A 15,373-nucleotide genomic window follows, 5' to 3' on the forward strand; every position below is an offset into this window, starting at 1 on the left:
CGGAATCGAGCATGGCAGAGCAGACCGCAGCGCAGCACGAATTGGCCACCCTGGTGGTGGAATGCCTGAACCTCGAGTCGGTCGCAGCGGATCAGATCGAACCGGATGCACCCTTGTTCGGCGGCGAGCTGGGCCTGGATTCGATCGACGCGCTGGAAATCGCCCTGGCAGTGTCCAAGCACTACGGCTTTCAGTTGCGTTCGGACAATCCGGACAACCGGCAGATCTTCACCAGCCTGCGTACCTTGTCCGATCACATCGAACAGCATCGCGCCAGCTGAAGTCGGCAACCCTCCGTGTTCGCACCGGTGCCCGCTGTCGCGTCGTCACGCCGTCTTCCCGCGGGAATGGCAGGGTAAGCTCCCGGATGGGGCCCGCGCGGAATCTTGCATGACGGCATCCTCTCCATCGCCCGACCATGCGCGGCGTTTTGCGCTGTGCCTGTTGCCGGTGTATCCACTGCTGGCGATCGCCGGTGCGCTGAGCCATCGACAGATTTTCGCCCTGCTGGCGCTCGCCCTGCTGCTGACCGTCCTGCTGCTGCCGCCCATGCTGGCGCGGCGCGGCGCGGCGTGGCTGTTGTGGTGCGCGGTGCTGGCCGGCCTGCTGCTGGTGTGGATGGGCGGATTCGCCGGGCTGCTGCTGGAGGCGGTACCGGTGCTGATCAATGCACTGCTGGCGATCTGGTTCGGCCGCACCCTGGCCACCGCCGAGCCGCTGGTGGAACGCTTCATCATCGCCATCGAAGGGGCCGAGCGTCTGCAGCAGCCGGGCGTCGCCGCCTATGCGCGGCAGCTCACCTGGTTCTGGACCGTGTTGCTTGGCGCGCAGGCGCTGCTGCTGACCGTGCTGCTGTTGTGCGCCGATCACAGCGGCCTGCTGCAGCGTTTCGGCGTGGCCTCCCCGCTGCAAGTCCCCGAGCGCTGGGCGGCTGCATGGTTGCATCTGGGCTGCTACGCGTTGCTGGCTTTGGCCTTCCTGCTGGAATATGGGTATCGACGCTGGCGCCTGCGCCATCTCAGCCATCCGGGCCTGCACGACATGCTGTTGCAACTGGCGCTGCACTGGCCGCAGCTGGTGCGCGGCAAACCGGTGATGCCCTCATGAGCGACTGCTTCGAGCAGAGCCTGCGCATCGATGCCACCCACCCGGCGTTGCCGGGACACTTTCCCGGGCATCCGTTGGTTCCCGGCGTGGTCCTGCTGGAACAGGTTGCGCTGGCACTGCGTCACTGGCGCGGACAACGTCTGGCGCGGGTGCTCGAGGCGAAATTCGTGGCATCGCTGCTGCCGGGCGAAACGGCCGCTTTGTGCCTGACCGGGGCCGTGCCGGAAGGCACGCGGGCCCGATTCGAGATCCGGCGCGAGGGCCACTTGCTGGCGCGTGGCGTGGTCGAGGGAGCGACATGAGCAACGAACACTGGCAGAGCCGGCCCGAAGGCGGTGGCCGCTTCGCGATCTGGCTGATCCGCAGCATCGCGCTGTACGGTGGCCGCCGGCTGGGCCGGTTGTGCCTGTATCCGATCACGCTGTATTTCTACGTGCGTCGGGGGCCGGAACGGCTCGCCTCGCGGCAGTATCTGGAACGCGTGCTGGACGGGCCGGTGTCGTCGTGGCAGGTGTTGAAGCACATCCATTGCTTCGCCGCCACGATCCTCGATCGGATCTTCCTGCTGGCGCATGGCGAGCAGCCGTTCCAGATCGAGACCGAAGGCCTGGAGTTGCTCGACGAACGCTATGCACGCGGTCGTGGCGTGCTGCTGTTCGGTTCCCACCAGGGCAGTTTCGAAGCCCTTCGCGCGGTGGGTGCGCGCAGGCCCGACATGCCGCTGCGGGTGGTGCTGGACAAGCAGAAGACGCCGGCGATGACCGAGCTGCTGGAGGAGCTGGCGCCGGAGATCGGCGCTTGCGTGATCGATGCGGCGCAGGACGGTACCAGCATCGCGTTGGCGATGGCCGAGGCCTGCCGCAGCGGCGCACTGGTGGCGATGCTGGCCGATCGTGGCCGCGGCCACGAAACGCTGCGTCGCACCGGTTTCCTCGGTTCGTCGGCACCGTTTCCGATCAGCCCGTGGCTGCTGGCGCATACGCTGCAGGTGCCGGTCGTGTTGTGCTTCGGCCTGTATCTGGGTGGCAACCGCTATCGACTGGTGTTCGAACCGTTCAGCGAACGGGTGGAGATTCCGCGGCATGATCGGGGTCCCGCGCTCGATGCGCTGATTGCCCGCTACGCCCAGCGACTGGAACACTACATCCGCGTAGCCCCCTACAACTGGTTCAATTTCTATGATTTCTGGCAAGACGCACCTCCTGCTGCCGAGCCTGCTGCTGACGTTTTGCGCGAGCGCGTCGGCGTCTGAGCCGGCGCCCTCGTCTCCCCCGGCGCAAGCGCTGATCGCCGCGCTGGGACAGCCGGCGCCCGCCCATGCGGCGTTCGCCGAAGCGCGTTTCCTGCAGGTGTTGCAGCAGCCGCTGGTGGTATCCGGCGAGCTGTCGTGGCTGGGCGGCGACCAGTTGCAGCGGCGCGTCGACCAGCCACAGCACGAGACTTCCACCATCGCCAACGGCGAGGTCACCCAGCAGCGCGAGGGCAGGAGCGCGCGGCACTTTTCGCTGAAGCGCGCGCCGCAACTCCAGGTGCTGCTGGACAGCTTCGTGGCCCTGCTCAGCGGCGACGCGGCGCGCCTGCAGAAGTCCTTCGAGATCACCCAGACGGGCACGGCCGACGGCGCCTGGGTCCTGACCCTGGTGCCGCGCGACGCGCGCGTGGCGAAGACGGTGGCCAGCATCCGCATCGATGGCGTCGGCAAGCAGTCGCGCTGCATGCACATGCAGGAGGCCGACGGTGATCTTGCCGTCGACCTGCTCGGGCCGCTGGCCGCGAAGATGCCCGCCGATCCAACCCGCGAGGCGCTGCAGGCGCTGTGCCAGGGCGCACCCTGAGCATGCGTCGGGGCGCCCGTGCGACCTTGCTGGTCGTGTGGTTGCTGGCGTTGGCCGCCTTGGGCTGGATGGTGGCGCAACGGCTGAAGATCAGCACCGACCTGCGCAGCTTCATGCCCGCGCCGACCACGCCCGACCAGCGCCTGCTGATGGAGCAGGTCGGCGAGGGCCCGGGTTCGCGATTGCTGCTGCTGTCGATCAGCCGCTCATGCGCGTCCTGCGCTCGCGGCACTGGGCCATCCATGGCCGGCGGCGGTGCCCCCGACGAAAGGCTGGCAGCGTTGAGCCAGGGCCTGCTCGCCGCGTTGAAGAAGGATCCGCGCTACAGCCAGGTGGTCAACGGCAGCTTCGATCTCGGCGCGCTGGACGGCAGCCTGCTGCCGTATCGCTTCCTGCTCTCGCCCACGCTGGACACGCAGCCGCTGGACGAGGCGTATCTGGCCGATCAGCTGCAGCAGCGCCTGGACGACCTGTCCTCGCCCGCGGCCAGTCTGCTGAAAGGCCTGCTGCCCCGCGATCCCACGCTGGAAGTGCTGAAGCTGGCCGAGTCGTGGGCGCCGGCGAAGTCGCCCGAAGTGCGGGAAGGGGTGTGGTTCTCGCCGCAGGACGAGGCGCTGCTGCTGGTGCAGACGGTGGCCGCGGGCTTCGATCCGGGCGCACAGGAACAATCGATCGCTGGCATCCGCCAGGCCTTCGCCACGCTGCCGGGCAGCGCGGCGGCGAAGCTCGAGCTGAGCGGTCCGGGCTACTTCAGCGTGGTCGTCGGCGCGCAGACGCGGCACCAGGCCGACTGGATCGGGCGCATCTCCACCGTGGGTTTCATCGCGCTGCTGCTGCTGGCCTATCGCAGTTTCAGTTCACTGCTGCTGGGCGCGTTGCCGATCGCCAGCGCAGCGCTTGCCGGGATCGCGGCGCTGACGCTGGCGTTTCCTGACGTGCACGGGATCACCCTGGCATTCGGTTTCACCCTGCTCGGTGTGGCGCAGGAGTACCCGATCCGGGTGCTCAGCCATCGCCGCGCCGGCGAGGATGCGGTGCAGAGCGTGCGCGCGCTGTGGCCGTTGTTGCTGACTGCCATCGCGTCGGCATGCATCGCCTATCTGGCCTTCTATGCGTCCGGCGTCAATGGCCTGAAGCAGCTGGCGGTGTTCACCATCGTCGGCCTGCTGGTAGCCGGCTTCAGCACCCGTTACCTGCTGCCGCACCTGCTGCCGCGCCGCGTGCGCGATGTGGCCGACATGGCCTGGCTGGCGCGGGCGCGGCGCTTCGTGGACCGGTTACCGCGGCCGCGCTGGATTCCGTTGCTGGTCGCCGTCGCGATCGTGGCGATGCTGGCCTTGGCGCGCGGTTCGTTCTGGCAGAACAACCTGGCCGCGCTGACCCCGTTGCCGCAGGACCTGCTGCAACACGACGCGCGCCTGCGCGAGGCGCTGGGCGCGCCCGACGTGCGTTACCTGCTGGTGCTGCAGGCGCCGACCGAGCAGGGCGTGCTGGCGTTGTCGGAGCAGCTGCAGCCCCGGGTCGATGCACTGGTGGCAAGGCATGCCGCCGATGCGCTGGAACTGCCATCGCGTTACCTGCCCAGCATCGCGGTGCAACGCGAGCGGCAGGCGAAACTGCCTGATCGCGCCACGCTGCAGCAGGCACTGGATGAAGCGTTGCATGGCCTGCCCTTCCGCGCCGACCTGTTCCAGCCCTTCGTCGACGACGTGGAAACCGCACGCAACCTGCCGCTGCTGACGCCCGAGCGCTACGCGCAGACCCCGCTGGGCCAGCGCCTGGCCGCGATGCTGGTCGAGCGCGACGGACACTGGCTGGGCCTGGGCACGGTCAGCGGCGTGCACGACGTGGCCGCGCTGCAGTCGCTGGGCGCCGGCAGCCACGGCAGCGTGCGCCTGCTGGATCTGAAGGCCGCCTCCGAATCGCTGGTGGTGGACTACCGCACGCGCATCCTGCAGGCGCTGCTGGCGGCCAGCCTGCTGCTGGTGCTGACGATCAGCTTTGCGCTGCGCAGCGTGCGTCGCGCCTGGCATGTGCTGGCACCGATGACCCTGGCCACCTTCCTGGTGCTGGCGGTGGAGCGGGTGGTCGGCATCGAGATCTCGCTGTTCCACCTGGTGGCGCTGATCCTGGCCGGCGGGCTGGGCCTGCACTACGCGCTGTTCTTCGAGCGCGACACCGGCGATCCCGCCGAACAGCGACGCACCCTGCACGCCACCATCGTCTGCGTGCTGTCCGCGCTGCTGGTGTTCGGCATGCTGGCGTGGGCCACGATCCCGGTGCTGCGCGCGATCGGCCTCACCGTGAGCTTGGGCGTGGCCTTCCATTTCTGCCTGTCGATCCTGATGGCGCCGCATGCTGCCGAAGAGTGATTGGGAAAAACTGATTCCCCATGCAGGCACGATGTGCCTGCTCGACGCCGTGCTCGGCTGGGATCAACGCACGATCCACGCGACCAGCGCCGGCCACGCGCGCGTCGACAATCCGTTGCGCGGCGAACACGGCCTGCATGCGGTGCATCTGGCCGAATACGGCGCGCAGGCGATGGCCGTGCACGGCGCGCTGCTGGCCCGCGCGCGCGGCGACGAACAGGTGCGGCCGGGCATGCTGGTCAGCCTGCGCGAGGTGCAGCTGTTCGAGGAGTACGTCGATCGGCTGGATGGCAAACTCGATGTGCACGGCGAATGCCTTTATGCCGATGATGGCGGCGCACAATATGCGTTCCGCGTCGAACATCGCGGTCGGCTGCTGGCCTCTGGCCGTGCCGCCGTGATCCATCCGGCCCGCTGATCAGGAGCGTCATCCCATGTCCGAAACCGGCAAACTCCGCCGCGCCCTGGTCACCGGCGGCAGCGGCGAACTCGGTGGCGCGATCTGCCAGGCACTGGCCGCGGCCGGCTGGCAGGTGATCGTGCATGGCCACCACAGCCTGACCCGGGCCGAGCACACCGCAGCCGCGATCGTCGCCGGGGGCGGCCGTGCGCAGGCGCTGGCGTTCAACGTCGCCGACGCCGAGGTGACCCGCGCCGCGCTCGACACGCTGCTGGCCGAAGGGCCGATCCACGCGGTGATCAACAACGCCGGCATCCATGACGACGCGCCGATGGCCGGCATGAGCGACGAGCAGTGGCATCGGGTGATCGATGTCTCGCTGCACGGCTTCTTCCACGTCACCCAGCCGCTGCTGCTGCCGATGGCGCGGCAGCGCTTCGGTCGCATCGTGTCGGTCAGCTCGGTGGCCGCCCAGCTGGGCAATCGGGGACAGACCAACTACGCGGCCGCGAAGGCCGCGCTGCACGGCGCCAGCAAGTCGCTGGCGCGCGAGATGGCCTCGCGCGGCATCACCGTCAACGTGGTGGCGCCCGGCGTGATCGAGGGCCGCATGGCCGACGCGGCGTTTCCACCCGAGCGCATCCGCGAGGTGGTGCCGGCGCAGCGCGCGGGCAAGCCGGAAGAAGTCGCCGCCCTGGTCGCCTTCCTGTGCTCGGACGCGGCCGCCTACATCAACGGCCAAGTGATCGGCGTCAACGGCGGGATGGGCTGACCGGTTACGCCACCGCCCTGAACAGCGGCGGGCGCGGCTGGCCCGACATCGGTACGTGCAGGCGCGGGTCGCTGGCGCTGGCCTGCAGCACCAGCGCATCGGCCACGCCGTCGAGCATGCGCACGTTGTGGCGCAGGCGGGCACGGACTCCGGCCTCGTCGAGCGGATCGTGCAGGGTCGCATTGAGTTCGCCGAACCACGCCAGCGCACACTGGTCGAGCATCTCGCGCCGGCTGTGGCCGCCGCCCGCGGCGTGCCAGTGGCGGAACAGCGACTGCATGCGGCTGTTCAGGGCCTGCGCCCGTTCCAGCTCGGCACGCATTTCGCCCAGGAACGCCAGGTCGGTGAGCCGTTGCTGGAACACCAGCTGGCACAGCACGCTCCAGTAGTACGCGTAATCCCAGATCACCTTGGCCGACAGCACTTCGGCGTTGCCGAACAGCGGGTACTGGTTGCGGAACAGGGTCAGCGTGCTGTCGTAGAACGAGAGGTACAGCTTTTCGTAGAAGTGGGCGTAGGGCGCGAGGTTGTGACCGGCGCGGTCGTGGCCGATCAGTCCGGTGATGTAGGTGTTGCTGATCGCGATGAAGTCGCTGCCGGGCGAGTAGAACGGATCGAGGAAGCTGCCCGCCTCGCCGGTGAGTGCCCAGCGGTCGGCGCTGAACAGCCGTCGGCTGCTGAACGAGTAGTCGCGCAGGAAGCGGAAGTCGAGCAGGCTGTCGCGCTCGGCGGCGATCGCGCGGCCCATCGCCGGCTGCTTTTCCTGCAGCCATCGCAGCGCGTGCTCGAAATCGCGCATGCCGTCCAGCGGATGCATCGCCGCGTCGCAGACGATGCCCACCGAGTGCGCGCCCGAGCCCAGCGGGATCAGCCACGCCCAGTAGCCCGCGCCCATCAGGTGGTTGGTCGAACGCCAGCGCTCGGCTGGCGTGCAGCGCGCGCCCCATTCGGCATCGTCGCTCCAGCGATCGATGTGCAGTCGCGCATCCATGCGGAACCACACCGCGTTGGCGTGGTGGCCGTTGTCCGCGGTCAGTTCCAGCCGGCGACGCAGCAGGCCGGCGCGGCCGGAGGCGTCGAGCAGCCAGCGTGCGGCGACTGTGTGTTCGCCCTTGTCGTCGGTGAAGCGCACCTCGTGCGCATCGCCGTGTTCGCCCAGGCTGAAACCCCTGACCGTGGCGCCGTCGCGAAAGTCGATGCCGCGTCGGCGCGCCTCTTCGCCCAGGAAATTCTCGAAGATGCCCCGGTCGAGCTGGTAGCTGGGAACCGGCAGCACCCGGCTCACGCCCAGTTCGGTGGTGTTCTGGATGTCGTCGCGCCCTTCGGAAAAGAAGTAGCGCAGGCCGAACTTGCGGATGTGCGCCGCATCGAGGTGTTCGCGCAGGCCCAGCGTGTGGTCGAAGTAATGCGCGCCGATCTCCACCGTGGATTCGCCGACCTTGTGCGCGGCCACCGGCAGCGGATGACGGTTGCGCTCCAGCACCAGGATGTCCATGTCCGGGAATTCGCCGCGCAGTTGCAGCGCCAGGCACAGGCCGGCCAGGCCGCCACCGAGGATGACCGCTTCGTGCTCCGTCCGACTCATGCGATGCACTCCGTGGGTGGCGCGGAAACTCAGTGCGTCGTGCCGACTTCGAAAAGGATCGGCGCGGCGCGCGAACGACGATAGCTGGCCACGATCCTGCCGTAATGGACCACGCGGCCGATCGTGTAGGTGGTGATGCGGGTGACGTCGCGCACCGGCTTCAGGTGGCTGGGCCGGAAACTGCCGTGATAGCGCGAGGCGATCGGCACCGAGACCACGCCGAGCTGCTTCTCGCGGGAGGCGGCGATCAGGATCGCCGCCTCGAACACGAAGTTCTCCGCCGGCAGGTCGACCAGGTCCAGCGCGGCGCGGGGATACCAGCGCTGACCGCTCTGGGTGTCGGCGATCGGTTGCGCGCAGGCCCAGGAGATGCCCCAGTCGGCCACTGCGTTGGCGCGGCGGCGGCCCTTCGGCTGCTGCTCCTTGTCCAGCAGGCGTGCGCCGATCACGATGTGTTGCGGGTACTTCGCCGCCGCGGCCACGATGTGCGGGATGTCGGCGGCCAGGTGCTGGCCGTCGCCGTCCATGGTCAGCACGGCGTCGTAGCCGAGCTTCATCGCCTCGCGGAAGCCGTGGCGCAGCGCCTCGCCCTTGCCCTTGCGCTGCTCGTGGCGCAGCAGGGTCACCGGCAGCGTGGCGACGATCTCCGGCGTGCGGTCGTCGGAGCCGTCGTCGATCACGATCACCGGTGCACCGAGCGCCAGCACGGACTCGACCACCGACTGGATCGCCGCCTCCTCGTTGAGGCAGGGAATCAGCACGCACCAGCGCGGGTTGACGGTGTTCAAGCGACGCTCTCCATGTCGATCTGCAATCCCAGTTGCGCGGCCGCCGCGATGTGGCAGCTGCCATCGCCCTGCGCCAGCCGTGCCAGCAACGGCAACGCGGTGGCGGAGGGGTTGGCCTGGCGCCAGCTGGCCAGCGGTTCGTCGAGTGTGCTCGAAGCCGCCGTGGTTGTCAGCGTCAATCGCAGCCGGGCCAGGCTGCGCGGGCTGCGGGTCGGCATCAGCAGCAGGGCGCAGCCGAACGGCTGCGTGCAGGCGGTCACTTCGAGCAGCGGGCCGTTGCCGAGGTAATCGCTGCACACCAGCAGCACCGGGCGCTGTTCACTGCACACCTGGCTGGCCGCCTCGAGCAGGCCGGCGCCGAAGCTGGCGCGTTGCGCCGCGATCGCGGTGGAGGGCGCATGGCAGCCGGTGGCGATGGTCCAGTAGCCCACCGCGGCGTTATGCACCGAGTTGTGGAAGCGGATCGGCGACAGCTCGGTCGGCACCTGGGCCAGCGTGGCGCACATGTAGTCGGTGATCGCCTGGTCGCCGTGGGAGGAGGCGAACACGCAGGCGACGCCGGCCGCATCCTGGCCGCTCATCGCCACCGCCTGGCCGGCGACTTCCACCGCCAGCAGCACGCTTTCCGGGGCGCGACGGCGTTCATTGGCGGGCAGGGTGGCGGCCGCGGGTCGGCGCGGCGGCGGTTGCGGCGGGCGGCCGGCGAGCACTTCGCGCAGGGCGGCGAAGTCGGCCAGCTGCGACGACCACAGGCCGACGCCGTCGACCCAGACATCCAGCCCGCTCACGCGCCGAATCCTGCGCGGGCAAAGGCGAGGCAGGCGTTGTTGCCGCCGAAGCCGAACGAATTGCTGAGCGCCACGTCGACGGTCTGTCGTTCGTTGCGCCAGGCGAACTGCGCGCCGCAGCCGGGATCGGGCGTGTCGCCGCCGAGGTTGCCGGGAATCAGGCCATGTTCGATCGCCTGCATCGCGACGGTGGCCTCGACGATGCCGGCGGCGCCCAGCGTGTGACCGGTGTAGCCCTTGGTCGAGCTGGCCCGCGTGCGCGCCGGGAACGCGCGGCTCACCAGTGCCGCTTCCACCTCGTCGTTCTTCTGGCTGGCGGTGCCGTGCAGGTTGATGTAGTCGACCTGGCCCGCGGACAGGCCGGCGCGGGCCAGCGCATCGTCCAGCGCCAGTTCGGCGCCGAGGCCTTGCGGGTGCGGAGTGGACATGTGGTGGGCGTCGCTGGCTTCGCCATAACCGAGCAGCTGGATGGCATCGGGCGCAGCGGCGGCACGTTCGAGCAGGGCGAAGCCGGCAGCCTCGCCGATCGAGATGCCGTTGCGGGCGGCGTCGAACGGTCGGCACGGTTCGTGCGAGACCAGCTCCAGCGCGTTGAAGCCGAACAGCACGCTGTCGCAAAGGCTGTCCACGCCACCGACCACGGCCGCGTCGGCCAGGCCCAGGCGGATCAGCCGCTCGGCGCTGGCAAACACCTTGGCGCTGGACGAGCAGGCGGTGGAGACGGTGAGGCAGGGGCCCTCGAGCTGCAACGCCGCTGCCACGAAGGCGGTCAGCGAATGCGGCGCGTGCAGGGGCGGATAGAGCCGGTCGTCGCTGAAGCCGCCGTCGGCGTCGAGCTGGCGATAGGCCTCCTCGGTGGCGCCGATGCTGGCGGTGGAGGTGCCCAGCAGCAGGGCCACGCGCGCCGCCCCGTAACGGGCGCGGGCCGCCTCGACCTTCGGCATGAAACCGTCCTGGTTCAGGCCCAGCCAGGCCAGCCGGTTGTTGCGGCAATCCCACACCTGCAGGCTGGCCGGCAGGCGCACCGCTTCCACGCCGTCCACGCGGCCGATCCAGCACGCCAGCGGCGCGCTGCTGATGTCGTTCGGACGCAGGCCACTGCGGGCACTTTCCAGTGCGGCGAGCTGGGCGGCCAGTCCGCTGCCCAGCGCCGACGTGGCGGTATGGGCAGTGACGGCGAGAGGGGTCATCTTGGTGGGCATCTTGGAAAGCCTAACGGTGACCCGGCGGAATGCCTAGCCTGTGGATGCGCGAGCGCAGAGAGTGACCGCGACGGCATGAAGATGTCGCGAACAGGCGTGCGAAACTAGGCCGCATCGTTCCCGCCGCCCCGGTCTCCCGTGCAAGCCCATCCGCCGACCTCCCGAAGTCCCTGGCGCTACCTGCGCGATCGCGACGTGCAGCACGCGGCGCTGGTCACCTTGCTGACCCTGCTGCTGAGCGCGGGGCTGGTCTGGCTGGGCTATCTGGTCCACGTGTGCCGGGTCGCCGCACGCAGCCCGCTGCAGCCGCCGCGGCGGATGATCGTGCTGGTGTTCGGTCGCCAGCTGGTGCGCGACGCGCCGGGCCCGGACTACCGGCAACGCCTGCGCCGCGCGCTGGCGCTGGTCGAGCAGCGGCATACCGACCATCTGCTGCTGCTGGGCGGCTATAGCGGCGGCGCCCAGAGCGAGGCCGCGGCCGGCCAGGCCTGGCTGCAGCAGCATGGCCTGGCCGGCGCCGTGCGCATGGAACTGGAACAGGATTCGGTGGACTCGCTGGAGAACCTGCGCCACGCGCGCCAGCTGTTGCGGATCGACTCGGCCACCGGCGAGCTGCCGCCGGTGGCCCTGCTGACCAGTCGCTACCACCTTGCGCGCTGCGGCATGCTGGCCAGGCGGCTGGGCTTCGACGGACAGCCGGTCGCCGCCGAGTCCACGCTTTCGCTGCGGCCACGCACGCTGGGCCGCCTGCTGATCGAGGCCAGCTACCTGATGTGGATCGACGTCGGTGCGCGCTGGGCCGCGCTGACCGGCAACCGGCGGATGGCCGAGCGGCTGAGCTGACATGCGCGCGCCGCGCGCGCCCTGATCCAGCGCAGGCGTCCGCGGCGCCGCGTCGCAGCGCCCGCGCGGATCGCACTTGCTAAGCTGATCGCCTTACCGCAACGAGTCCCGAGATGAGCAGCCAGCAAGCCGACCGCGCCGAAACCTTCCTGCGCGAACTGCAGGACCGCATCTGCCGCGCGATCGAACAGGTCGATGGCGGCGCACGTTTCGAGGAAGACGCGTGGACCCGCGCCGAAGGCGGTGGCGGGCGCACCCGCGTGCTGCGCGATGGCGCGGTGTTCGAGCAGGCCGGGGTGAATTTCTCGCGCGTGTCGGGGCACAAGTTGCCGCCCAGCGCCACCGCGCATCGGCCGGAGCTGGCCGGCGGCAGCTTCATCGCCACCGGCGTGTCGCTGGTGCTGCATCCGAAGAACCCGCACGTGCCGACCACCCACGCCAACGTGCGCTATTTCGAGGCCAGCAAGGACGGCGTGGAGCCGGTGTGGTGGTTCGGCGGCGGCTTCGACCTCACCCCGTTCTATCCCGTGGACGAAGACGTGCGCCACTGGCACACGGTGGCGCGCGACCTGTGCCAGCCCTACGGCGCGGACGTCTATCCGCGCTACAAGCAGTGGTGCGACGAGTATTTCTACCTGAAGCATCGCGACGAGACCCGCGGCGTGGGCGGGCTGTTCTACGACGATCTCAACGAAGGCGGCTTCGAGCGCTGCCTCGACTTCACCAGGGACGTGGGCCAGGGCTTCCTCGACGCCTACCTGCCGATCGTGGAACGCCGCAAGGCCACGCCGTACGGCGAGCGCGAGCGCGAATTCCAGTTGTACCGGCGCGGCCGCTACGTGGAGTTCAACCTGGTCTACGACCGCGGCACCCTGTTCGGCCTGCAGTCCGGCGGGCGCACCGAATCGATCCTGATGAGCCTGCCGCCGCGGGTGCGTTTCGAGTATGCGTATCAACCGGAGGCCGGTTCCGCCGAAGCGGAACTGGCCGCCTACCTGAAGCCGCGTGACTGGCTGAGTAGCGAGAAGTGAGTGAGGAGGAGTGGGAGGTGAGAATGGCCACGTTTGGCTCTCTCGTTTCTCACTTCTCTCCACTCACTCCTGCCTCTACGGCGTGGCGCCGCTGAACTTCACGACGGTGGCGCCTTTCACCGGGCCGATCTGGGCGCTGTCGCTGACCTTCAGCACCACTTCGCGCTTGAACTCCAGCGTGCCCTGCACCACCGCGCGCGGGCCGATCACCACCACCGGCGTGTGGCTGTTGCCGCTGAACCAGCTGTGGCTCTTGTCGACCAGGATGCCGCCCTCGACGCGCGAGTTCGCGCCCACGGTGATGTCGCCCGAAACGGTGCCGATGCCGCCGCCGACGTGGGCAGCGTCCAGCACGATCGCGCCGTTGACGTTCTCCACCCGGCCGCCGACATCGGCGCCCTGATCCAGATGGATCGCGCCGTTGACCGCGTCCACCTTGCCGCTGACCCGGCTGCCGCTGGCCAGGCTGATCGAGCCATTGACGGTGCCCAACTCGGTGGCCTGCGCCTTCGCGCCCAGTTCGACCGCGCCGTTGACCGTGCTGGCTTCCTTCACCACGGCGTTGTCGCCGACGTGGACCGCGCCGTTGACCGTGCTGACGTCACCCGCCTGCTGGCCGGCTTCCACGCGCACCGCGCCGTTGACCTTGTCGATGTCGCCGTCGTGCGCGGCCGCCAGCAGCGGCAGGCCCAGCGCCAGCGTGCCGAACATCAGAAGGGTGGGGAATCGACGCATGACAATCTCCTTGAGTGGGTGGGTATCGACATTGGGATGCCCCGCGCGGTCGGCAGGTTTAGCATGACCTGTGGCAGGGGCCGCGTTTGACGACGGCGGGGTCGGCCTGCACCATTCCCGCTCTATTCCCTTCTGTTGAGCATCCCATGCACAAGCTCGTCCTGATCCGCCACGGCCAATCGCAGTGGAACCTCGACAACCGCTTCAGCGGTTGGGCCGACGTCGATCTCACCGGGCAGGGCATGGCCGAGGCGCGCGAGGCGGGCCGGCTGCTGACCGAAGGCGGCTACAGCTTCGACGTGGCGCACACCTCGGTGCTCAAGCGCGCGGTGCGCACGCTGTGGGGCGTACAGGACGAGATGGGCCTGATGTGGCTGCCGGTGGTCACCGACTGGCGCCTCAACGAGCGCCACTACGGTGGCCTCACCGGCCTCAACAAGGCCGAGACCGCGCAGAAGTACGGCGAGGAACAGGTGAAGATCTGGCGCCGCAGCTACGACATCCCGCCGCCGCCGCTGGATCGCGCCGCCAACGAGTCGGTGCACGATCCGCGCTACGCGAAGCTCGACCCGAAGGACATCCCCGACACCGAGTGCCTGAAGGACACCGTGGAGCGGGTGCTGCCGTACTGGCACCAGGTGCTGGCGCCGGCGATCCGCGCCGGCCAGCGCGTGCTGGTGGCCGCGCACGGCAATTCGCTGCGGGCGCTGGTGAAGTACCTGGACGGCATCTCCGACGAGGCGATCGTCGAGTTGAACATCCCCAACGGCGTGCCGCTGGTCTATGAATTCGACGACGAGCTGAAGCCGCTGCGCCATTACTACCTCGGCGATGCCGAGGCGATCGCCGCAAAGATGGCCGCGGTGGCCAACCAGGGCAAGGCGAAATAGCCATGCCGTCCGCCATTTCGCCGAAGGCTGCCGCGGCCGCACTGGTCGACTACTGGTCGCCGCGCGTCATCGGCGAACTGGACGACAGCTATCTGAAGGTGGCCAAGGTGCTCGGCACCTTCGGCTGGCACAGCCATGACGACGAGGACGAGCTGTTCCTGGTCCTCGACGGTCACCTGCGCATCGAGCTGGAAACCGGCGCGGTGGAACTGGACCCGGGCGAGCTGTTCGTGGTGCCCAGGGGCACGCGCCACAATCCGGTGGCCGCGGCCGAATGCCTGATCCTGCTGATCGAACGCAAGTCGACCCTGCATACCGGCAACCAGGTCACCGGGCGTACGCGCTCGATCGCCCAGCAACTGGGCGGTGCCTGATCCGCGCCACGGCCTGTCCGATGGATGACATTCGTCAGTCGTCAGGCGGGCTGCGGCTGAATTAAGCTGCCGCCACTACCAGCCAACGGAATGCCGATGCCTGTCCATCTGACCAGTTACCTGATCATGCTGCCGCTGCTGGCCTGGATGGTCTACAAGCGCGTGAGCCGACAGTTCGGCCGCCAGCCGATCCGGCGCAAGCGGATGATCGCCCGCATCGTGATCTTCGTGATCCTCGGCGGCCTGATGGCGCTCAGCGGACTGCAGCGCCTGGCGCTGGCCGAAGGCCTGTTGGGCGGCATCCTGATCGGCGGCGCGGTGGGCCTGGTCGGCCTGCGCCTGACCCGCTTCGAGATCGACCCGGCCAAGGGCGACTGCTACGTGCCCAATCCCTGGATCGGCGCCCTGCTCACCGCCCTGCTGCTCGGCCGGCTGGCCTGGCGCCTGTTCGAGATGTGGCAGTTGCAGGCGGCGGCGGGCGACGCGGCGGCGATGCAGCCGATGGGCCAGGCGCTGACCCCGATGACGCTGTTGCTGATCGGCCTGCTGGTGGGCTACTACATCGTGTACTTCACCGGCCTGCTGATCCATCACCGGCGTTTCCAGAACAGCCATCCGGGCATCGCGACCCCGCTGTAGCCCGGGCCTGCC

At 69.1% G+C, this 15,373-nt stretch carries 18 protein-coding genes; 13 read left to right on the forward strand and 5 right to left on the reverse strand.

Annotated elements, in window-relative coordinates; translation table 11 throughout:
- The first annotated feature begins 11 nt into the window (after positions 1-11).
- The 8 genes from UU7_RS07700 (at position 12) to fabG (ending at position 6,486) form a co-directional block, all read left to right on the forward strand.
- On the forward strand, positions 12-281 hold the full coding sequence (locus UU7_RS07700) for a phosphopantetheine-binding protein (RefSeq protein ID WP_007807032.1): 270 nt from the start codon (positions 12-14) through the stop codon (positions 279-281).
- Between the two features lie 109 nt (positions 282-390).
- Positions 391-1,107 (forward strand): COG4648 family protein, encoded by a 717-nt coding sequence (locus tag UU7_RS07705; protein WP_007807034.1) that lies wholly within the window; start codon positions 391-393, stop codon positions 1,105-1,107.
- Entirely contained in the window at positions 1,104-1,409 is a 306-nt protein-coding gene (locus UU7_RS07710; RefSeq protein WP_007807036.1) for an ApeI family dehydratase, read from the forward strand. The genes UU7_RS07705 and UU7_RS07710 overlap by 4 nt, the downstream gene beginning before the upstream one ends.
- Positions 1,406-2,359 carry a lysophospholipid acyltransferase family protein gene (locus UU7_RS07715; protein WP_007807038.1) on the forward strand — a complete coding sequence of 318 codons (954 nt, stop codon included), beginning with the start codon at positions 1,406-1,408 and terminating at the stop codon, positions 2,357-2,359. Before UU7_RS07710 ends, UU7_RS07715 begins: the two co-directional genes overlap by 4 nt.
- Complete coding sequence (locus UU7_RS07720; RefSeq protein WP_007807040.1) at positions 2,286-2,942, forward strand: LolA-related protein; 657 nt, start codon at positions 2,286-2,288, stop codon at positions 2,940-2,942. Before UU7_RS07715 ends, UU7_RS07720 begins: the two co-directional genes overlap by 74 nt.
- A 2-nt stretch (positions 2,943-2,944) precedes the next feature.
- Positions 2,945-5,314 (forward strand): MMPL family transporter, encoded by a 2,370-nt coding sequence (locus UU7_RS07725; RefSeq protein ID WP_193385058.1) that lies wholly within the window; start codon positions 2,945-2,947, stop codon positions 5,312-5,314.
- Positions 5,298-5,732, forward strand: coding sequence for a hotdog family protein (locus UU7_RS07730; protein WP_007807044.1), 435 nt, complete (start codon positions 5,298-5,300; stop codon positions 5,730-5,732). The genes UU7_RS07725 and UU7_RS07730 overlap by 17 nt, the downstream gene beginning before the upstream one ends.
- 16 nt (positions 5,733-5,748) lie before the next feature.
- Positions 5,749-6,486: a 3-oxoacyl-ACP reductase FabG gene (gene fabG, locus UU7_RS07735; protein ID WP_007807046.1), complete on the forward strand. Its 738-nt coding sequence runs from the start codon at positions 5,749-5,751 to the stop codon at positions 6,484-6,486.
- A gap of 4 nt (positions 6,487-6,490) precedes the next feature.
- Here the strand turns inward: fabG and UU7_RS07740 are convergent, their stop codons facing one another.
- The 4 genes from UU7_RS07740 to UU7_RS07755 are packed head-to-tail and all read right to left on the reverse strand — an operon-like array spanning position 6,491 to position 10,837.
- Complete coding sequence (locus tag UU7_RS07740; RefSeq protein ID WP_007807048.1) at positions 6,491-8,071, reverse strand: NAD(P)/FAD-dependent oxidoreductase; 1,581 nt, start codon at positions 8,069-8,071, stop codon at positions 6,491-6,493.
- Between the two features lie 29 nt (positions 8,072-8,100).
- On the reverse strand, positions 8,101-8,859 hold the full coding sequence (locus UU7_RS07745; RefSeq protein ID WP_007807050.1) for a glycosyltransferase family 2 protein: 759 nt from the start codon (positions 8,857-8,859) through the stop codon (positions 8,101-8,103).
- Positions 8,856-9,647 (reverse strand): beta-ketoacyl synthase chain length factor, encoded by a 792-nt coding sequence (locus UU7_RS07750; RefSeq protein WP_007807051.1) that lies wholly within the window; start codon positions 9,645-9,647, stop codon positions 8,856-8,858. Before UU7_RS07750 ends, UU7_RS07745 begins: the two co-directional genes overlap by 4 nt.
- On the reverse strand, positions 9,644-10,837 hold the full coding sequence (locus UU7_RS07755; protein ID WP_040673076.1) for a beta-ketoacyl-[acyl-carrier-protein] synthase family protein: 1,194 nt from the start codon (positions 10,835-10,837) through the stop codon (positions 9,644-9,646). The genes UU7_RS07750 and UU7_RS07755 overlap by 4 nt, the downstream gene beginning before the upstream one ends.
- A 150-nt stretch (positions 10,838-10,987) precedes the next feature.
- Between UU7_RS07755 and UU7_RS07760 the strand changes: the two genes are divergently transcribed.
- The gene (locus UU7_RS07760) at positions 10,988-11,692 is read left to right on the forward strand and encodes a YdcF family protein (RefSeq protein ID WP_007807053.1); all 705 of its coding nucleotides are present in this window, start codon (positions 10,988-10,990) and stop codon (positions 11,690-11,692) included.
- A 113-nt stretch (positions 11,693-11,805) separates the two neighbouring features.
- On the forward strand, positions 11,806-12,723 hold the full coding sequence (gene hemF, locus UU7_RS07765) for an oxygen-dependent coproporphyrinogen oxidase (protein ID WP_007807054.1): 918 nt from the start codon (positions 11,806-11,808) through the stop codon (positions 12,721-12,723).
- 75 nt (positions 12,724-12,798) lie between these two features.
- Here the strand turns inward: hemF and UU7_RS07770 are convergent, their stop codons facing one another.
- Complete coding sequence (locus UU7_RS07770) at positions 12,799-13,458, reverse strand: DUF4097 family beta strand repeat-containing protein (RefSeq protein ID WP_007807055.1); 660 nt, start codon at positions 13,456-13,458, stop codon at positions 12,799-12,801.
- Between the two features lie 146 nt (positions 13,459-13,604).
- Between UU7_RS07770 and gpmA the strand changes: the two genes are divergently transcribed.
- The 3 genes from gpmA (at position 13,605) to UU7_RS07785 (ending at position 15,361) form a co-directional block, all read left to right on the forward strand.
- A complete protein-coding gene (gene gpmA, locus UU7_RS07775; RefSeq protein ID WP_007807056.1) occupies positions 13,605-14,348 on the forward strand; it encodes a 2,3-diphosphoglycerate-dependent phosphoglycerate mutase in 744 nt (247 codons plus the stop codon).
- Positions 14,349-14,350: 2 nt separating this feature from the next.
- Entirely contained in the window at positions 14,351-14,722 is a 372-nt protein-coding gene (locus UU7_RS07780; protein WP_007807057.1) for a cupin domain-containing protein, read from the forward strand.
- Between the two features lie 96 nt (positions 14,723-14,818).
- A complete protein-coding gene (locus UU7_RS07785; RefSeq protein WP_007807058.1) occupies positions 14,819-15,361 on the forward strand; it encodes a CcdC protein domain-containing protein in 543 nt (180 codons plus the stop codon).
- Positions 15,362-15,373 lie beyond the last annotated feature (12 nt).

The sequence above is a fragment of the Rhodanobacter spathiphylli B39 genome (assembly GCF_000264295.1).
GTDB classification, from domain to species: Bacteria; Pseudomonadota; Gammaproteobacteria; order Xanthomonadales; family Rhodanobacteraceae; genus Rhodanobacter; species Rhodanobacter spathiphylli.

What these genes read in the sequence shown, in the direction of transcription:
- UU7_RS07785 (WP_007807058.1), top strand. Translation starts at nt 14,819, where the DNA reads ATGCCTGTCCATCTGACCAGTTACCTGATCATGCTGCCGCTGCTGGCC.
- UU7_RS07705 (WP_007807034.1), top strand. Translation starts at nt 391, where the DNA reads ATGACGGCATCCTCTCCATCGCCCGACCATGCGCGGCGTTTTGCGCTG.
- UU7_RS07740 (WP_007807048.1), bottom strand. Translation starts at nt 8,071, where the DNA reads ATGAGTCGGACGGAGCACGAAGCGGTCATCCTCGGTGGCGGCCTGGCC.
- UU7_RS07725 (WP_193385058.1), top strand. Translation starts at nt 2,945, where the DNA reads ATGCGTCGGGGCGCCCGTGCGACCTTGCTGGTCGTGTGGTTGCTGGCG.
- UU7_RS07730 (WP_007807044.1), top strand. Translation starts at nt 5,298, where the DNA reads ATGCTGCCGAAGAGTGATTGGGAAAAACTGATTCCCCATGCAGGCACG.
- UU7_RS07755 (WP_040673076.1), bottom strand. Translation starts at nt 10,837, where the DNA reads ATGACCCCTCTCGCCGTCACTGCCCATACCGCCACGTCGGCGCTGGGC.
- UU7_RS07720 (WP_007807040.1), top strand. Translation starts at nt 2,286, where the DNA reads ATGATTTCTGGCAAGACGCACCTCCTGCTGCCGAGCCTGCTGCTGACG.
- UU7_RS07710 (WP_007807036.1), top strand. Translation starts at nt 1,104, where the DNA reads ATGAGCGACTGCTTCGAGCAGAGCCTGCGCATCGATGCCACCCACCCG.
- UU7_RS07770 (WP_007807055.1), bottom strand. Translation starts at nt 13,458, where the DNA reads ATGCGTCGATTCCCCACCCTTCTGATGTTCGGCACGCTGGCGCTGGGC.
- UU7_RS07700 (WP_007807032.1), top strand. Translation starts at nt 12, where the DNA reads ATGGCAGAGCAGACCGCAGCGCAGCACGAATTGGCCACCCTGGTGGTG.
- UU7_RS07780 (WP_007807057.1), top strand. Translation starts at nt 14,351, where the DNA reads ATGCCGTCCGCCATTTCGCCGAAGGCTGCCGCGGCCGCACTGGTCGAC.
- UU7_RS07715 (WP_007807038.1), top strand. Translation starts at nt 1,406, where the DNA reads ATGAGCAACGAACACTGGCAGAGCCGGCCCGAAGGCGGTGGCCGCTTC.
- fabG (WP_007807046.1), top strand. Translation starts at nt 5,749, where the DNA reads ATGTCCGAAACCGGCAAACTCCGCCGCGCCCTGGTCACCGGCGGCAGC.
- gpmA (WP_007807056.1), top strand. Translation starts at nt 13,605, where the DNA reads ATGCACAAGCTCGTCCTGATCCGCCACGGCCAATCGCAGTGGAACCTC.
- hemF (WP_007807054.1), top strand. Translation starts at nt 11,806, where the DNA reads ATGAGCAGCCAGCAAGCCGACCGCGCCGAAACCTTCCTGCGCGAACTG.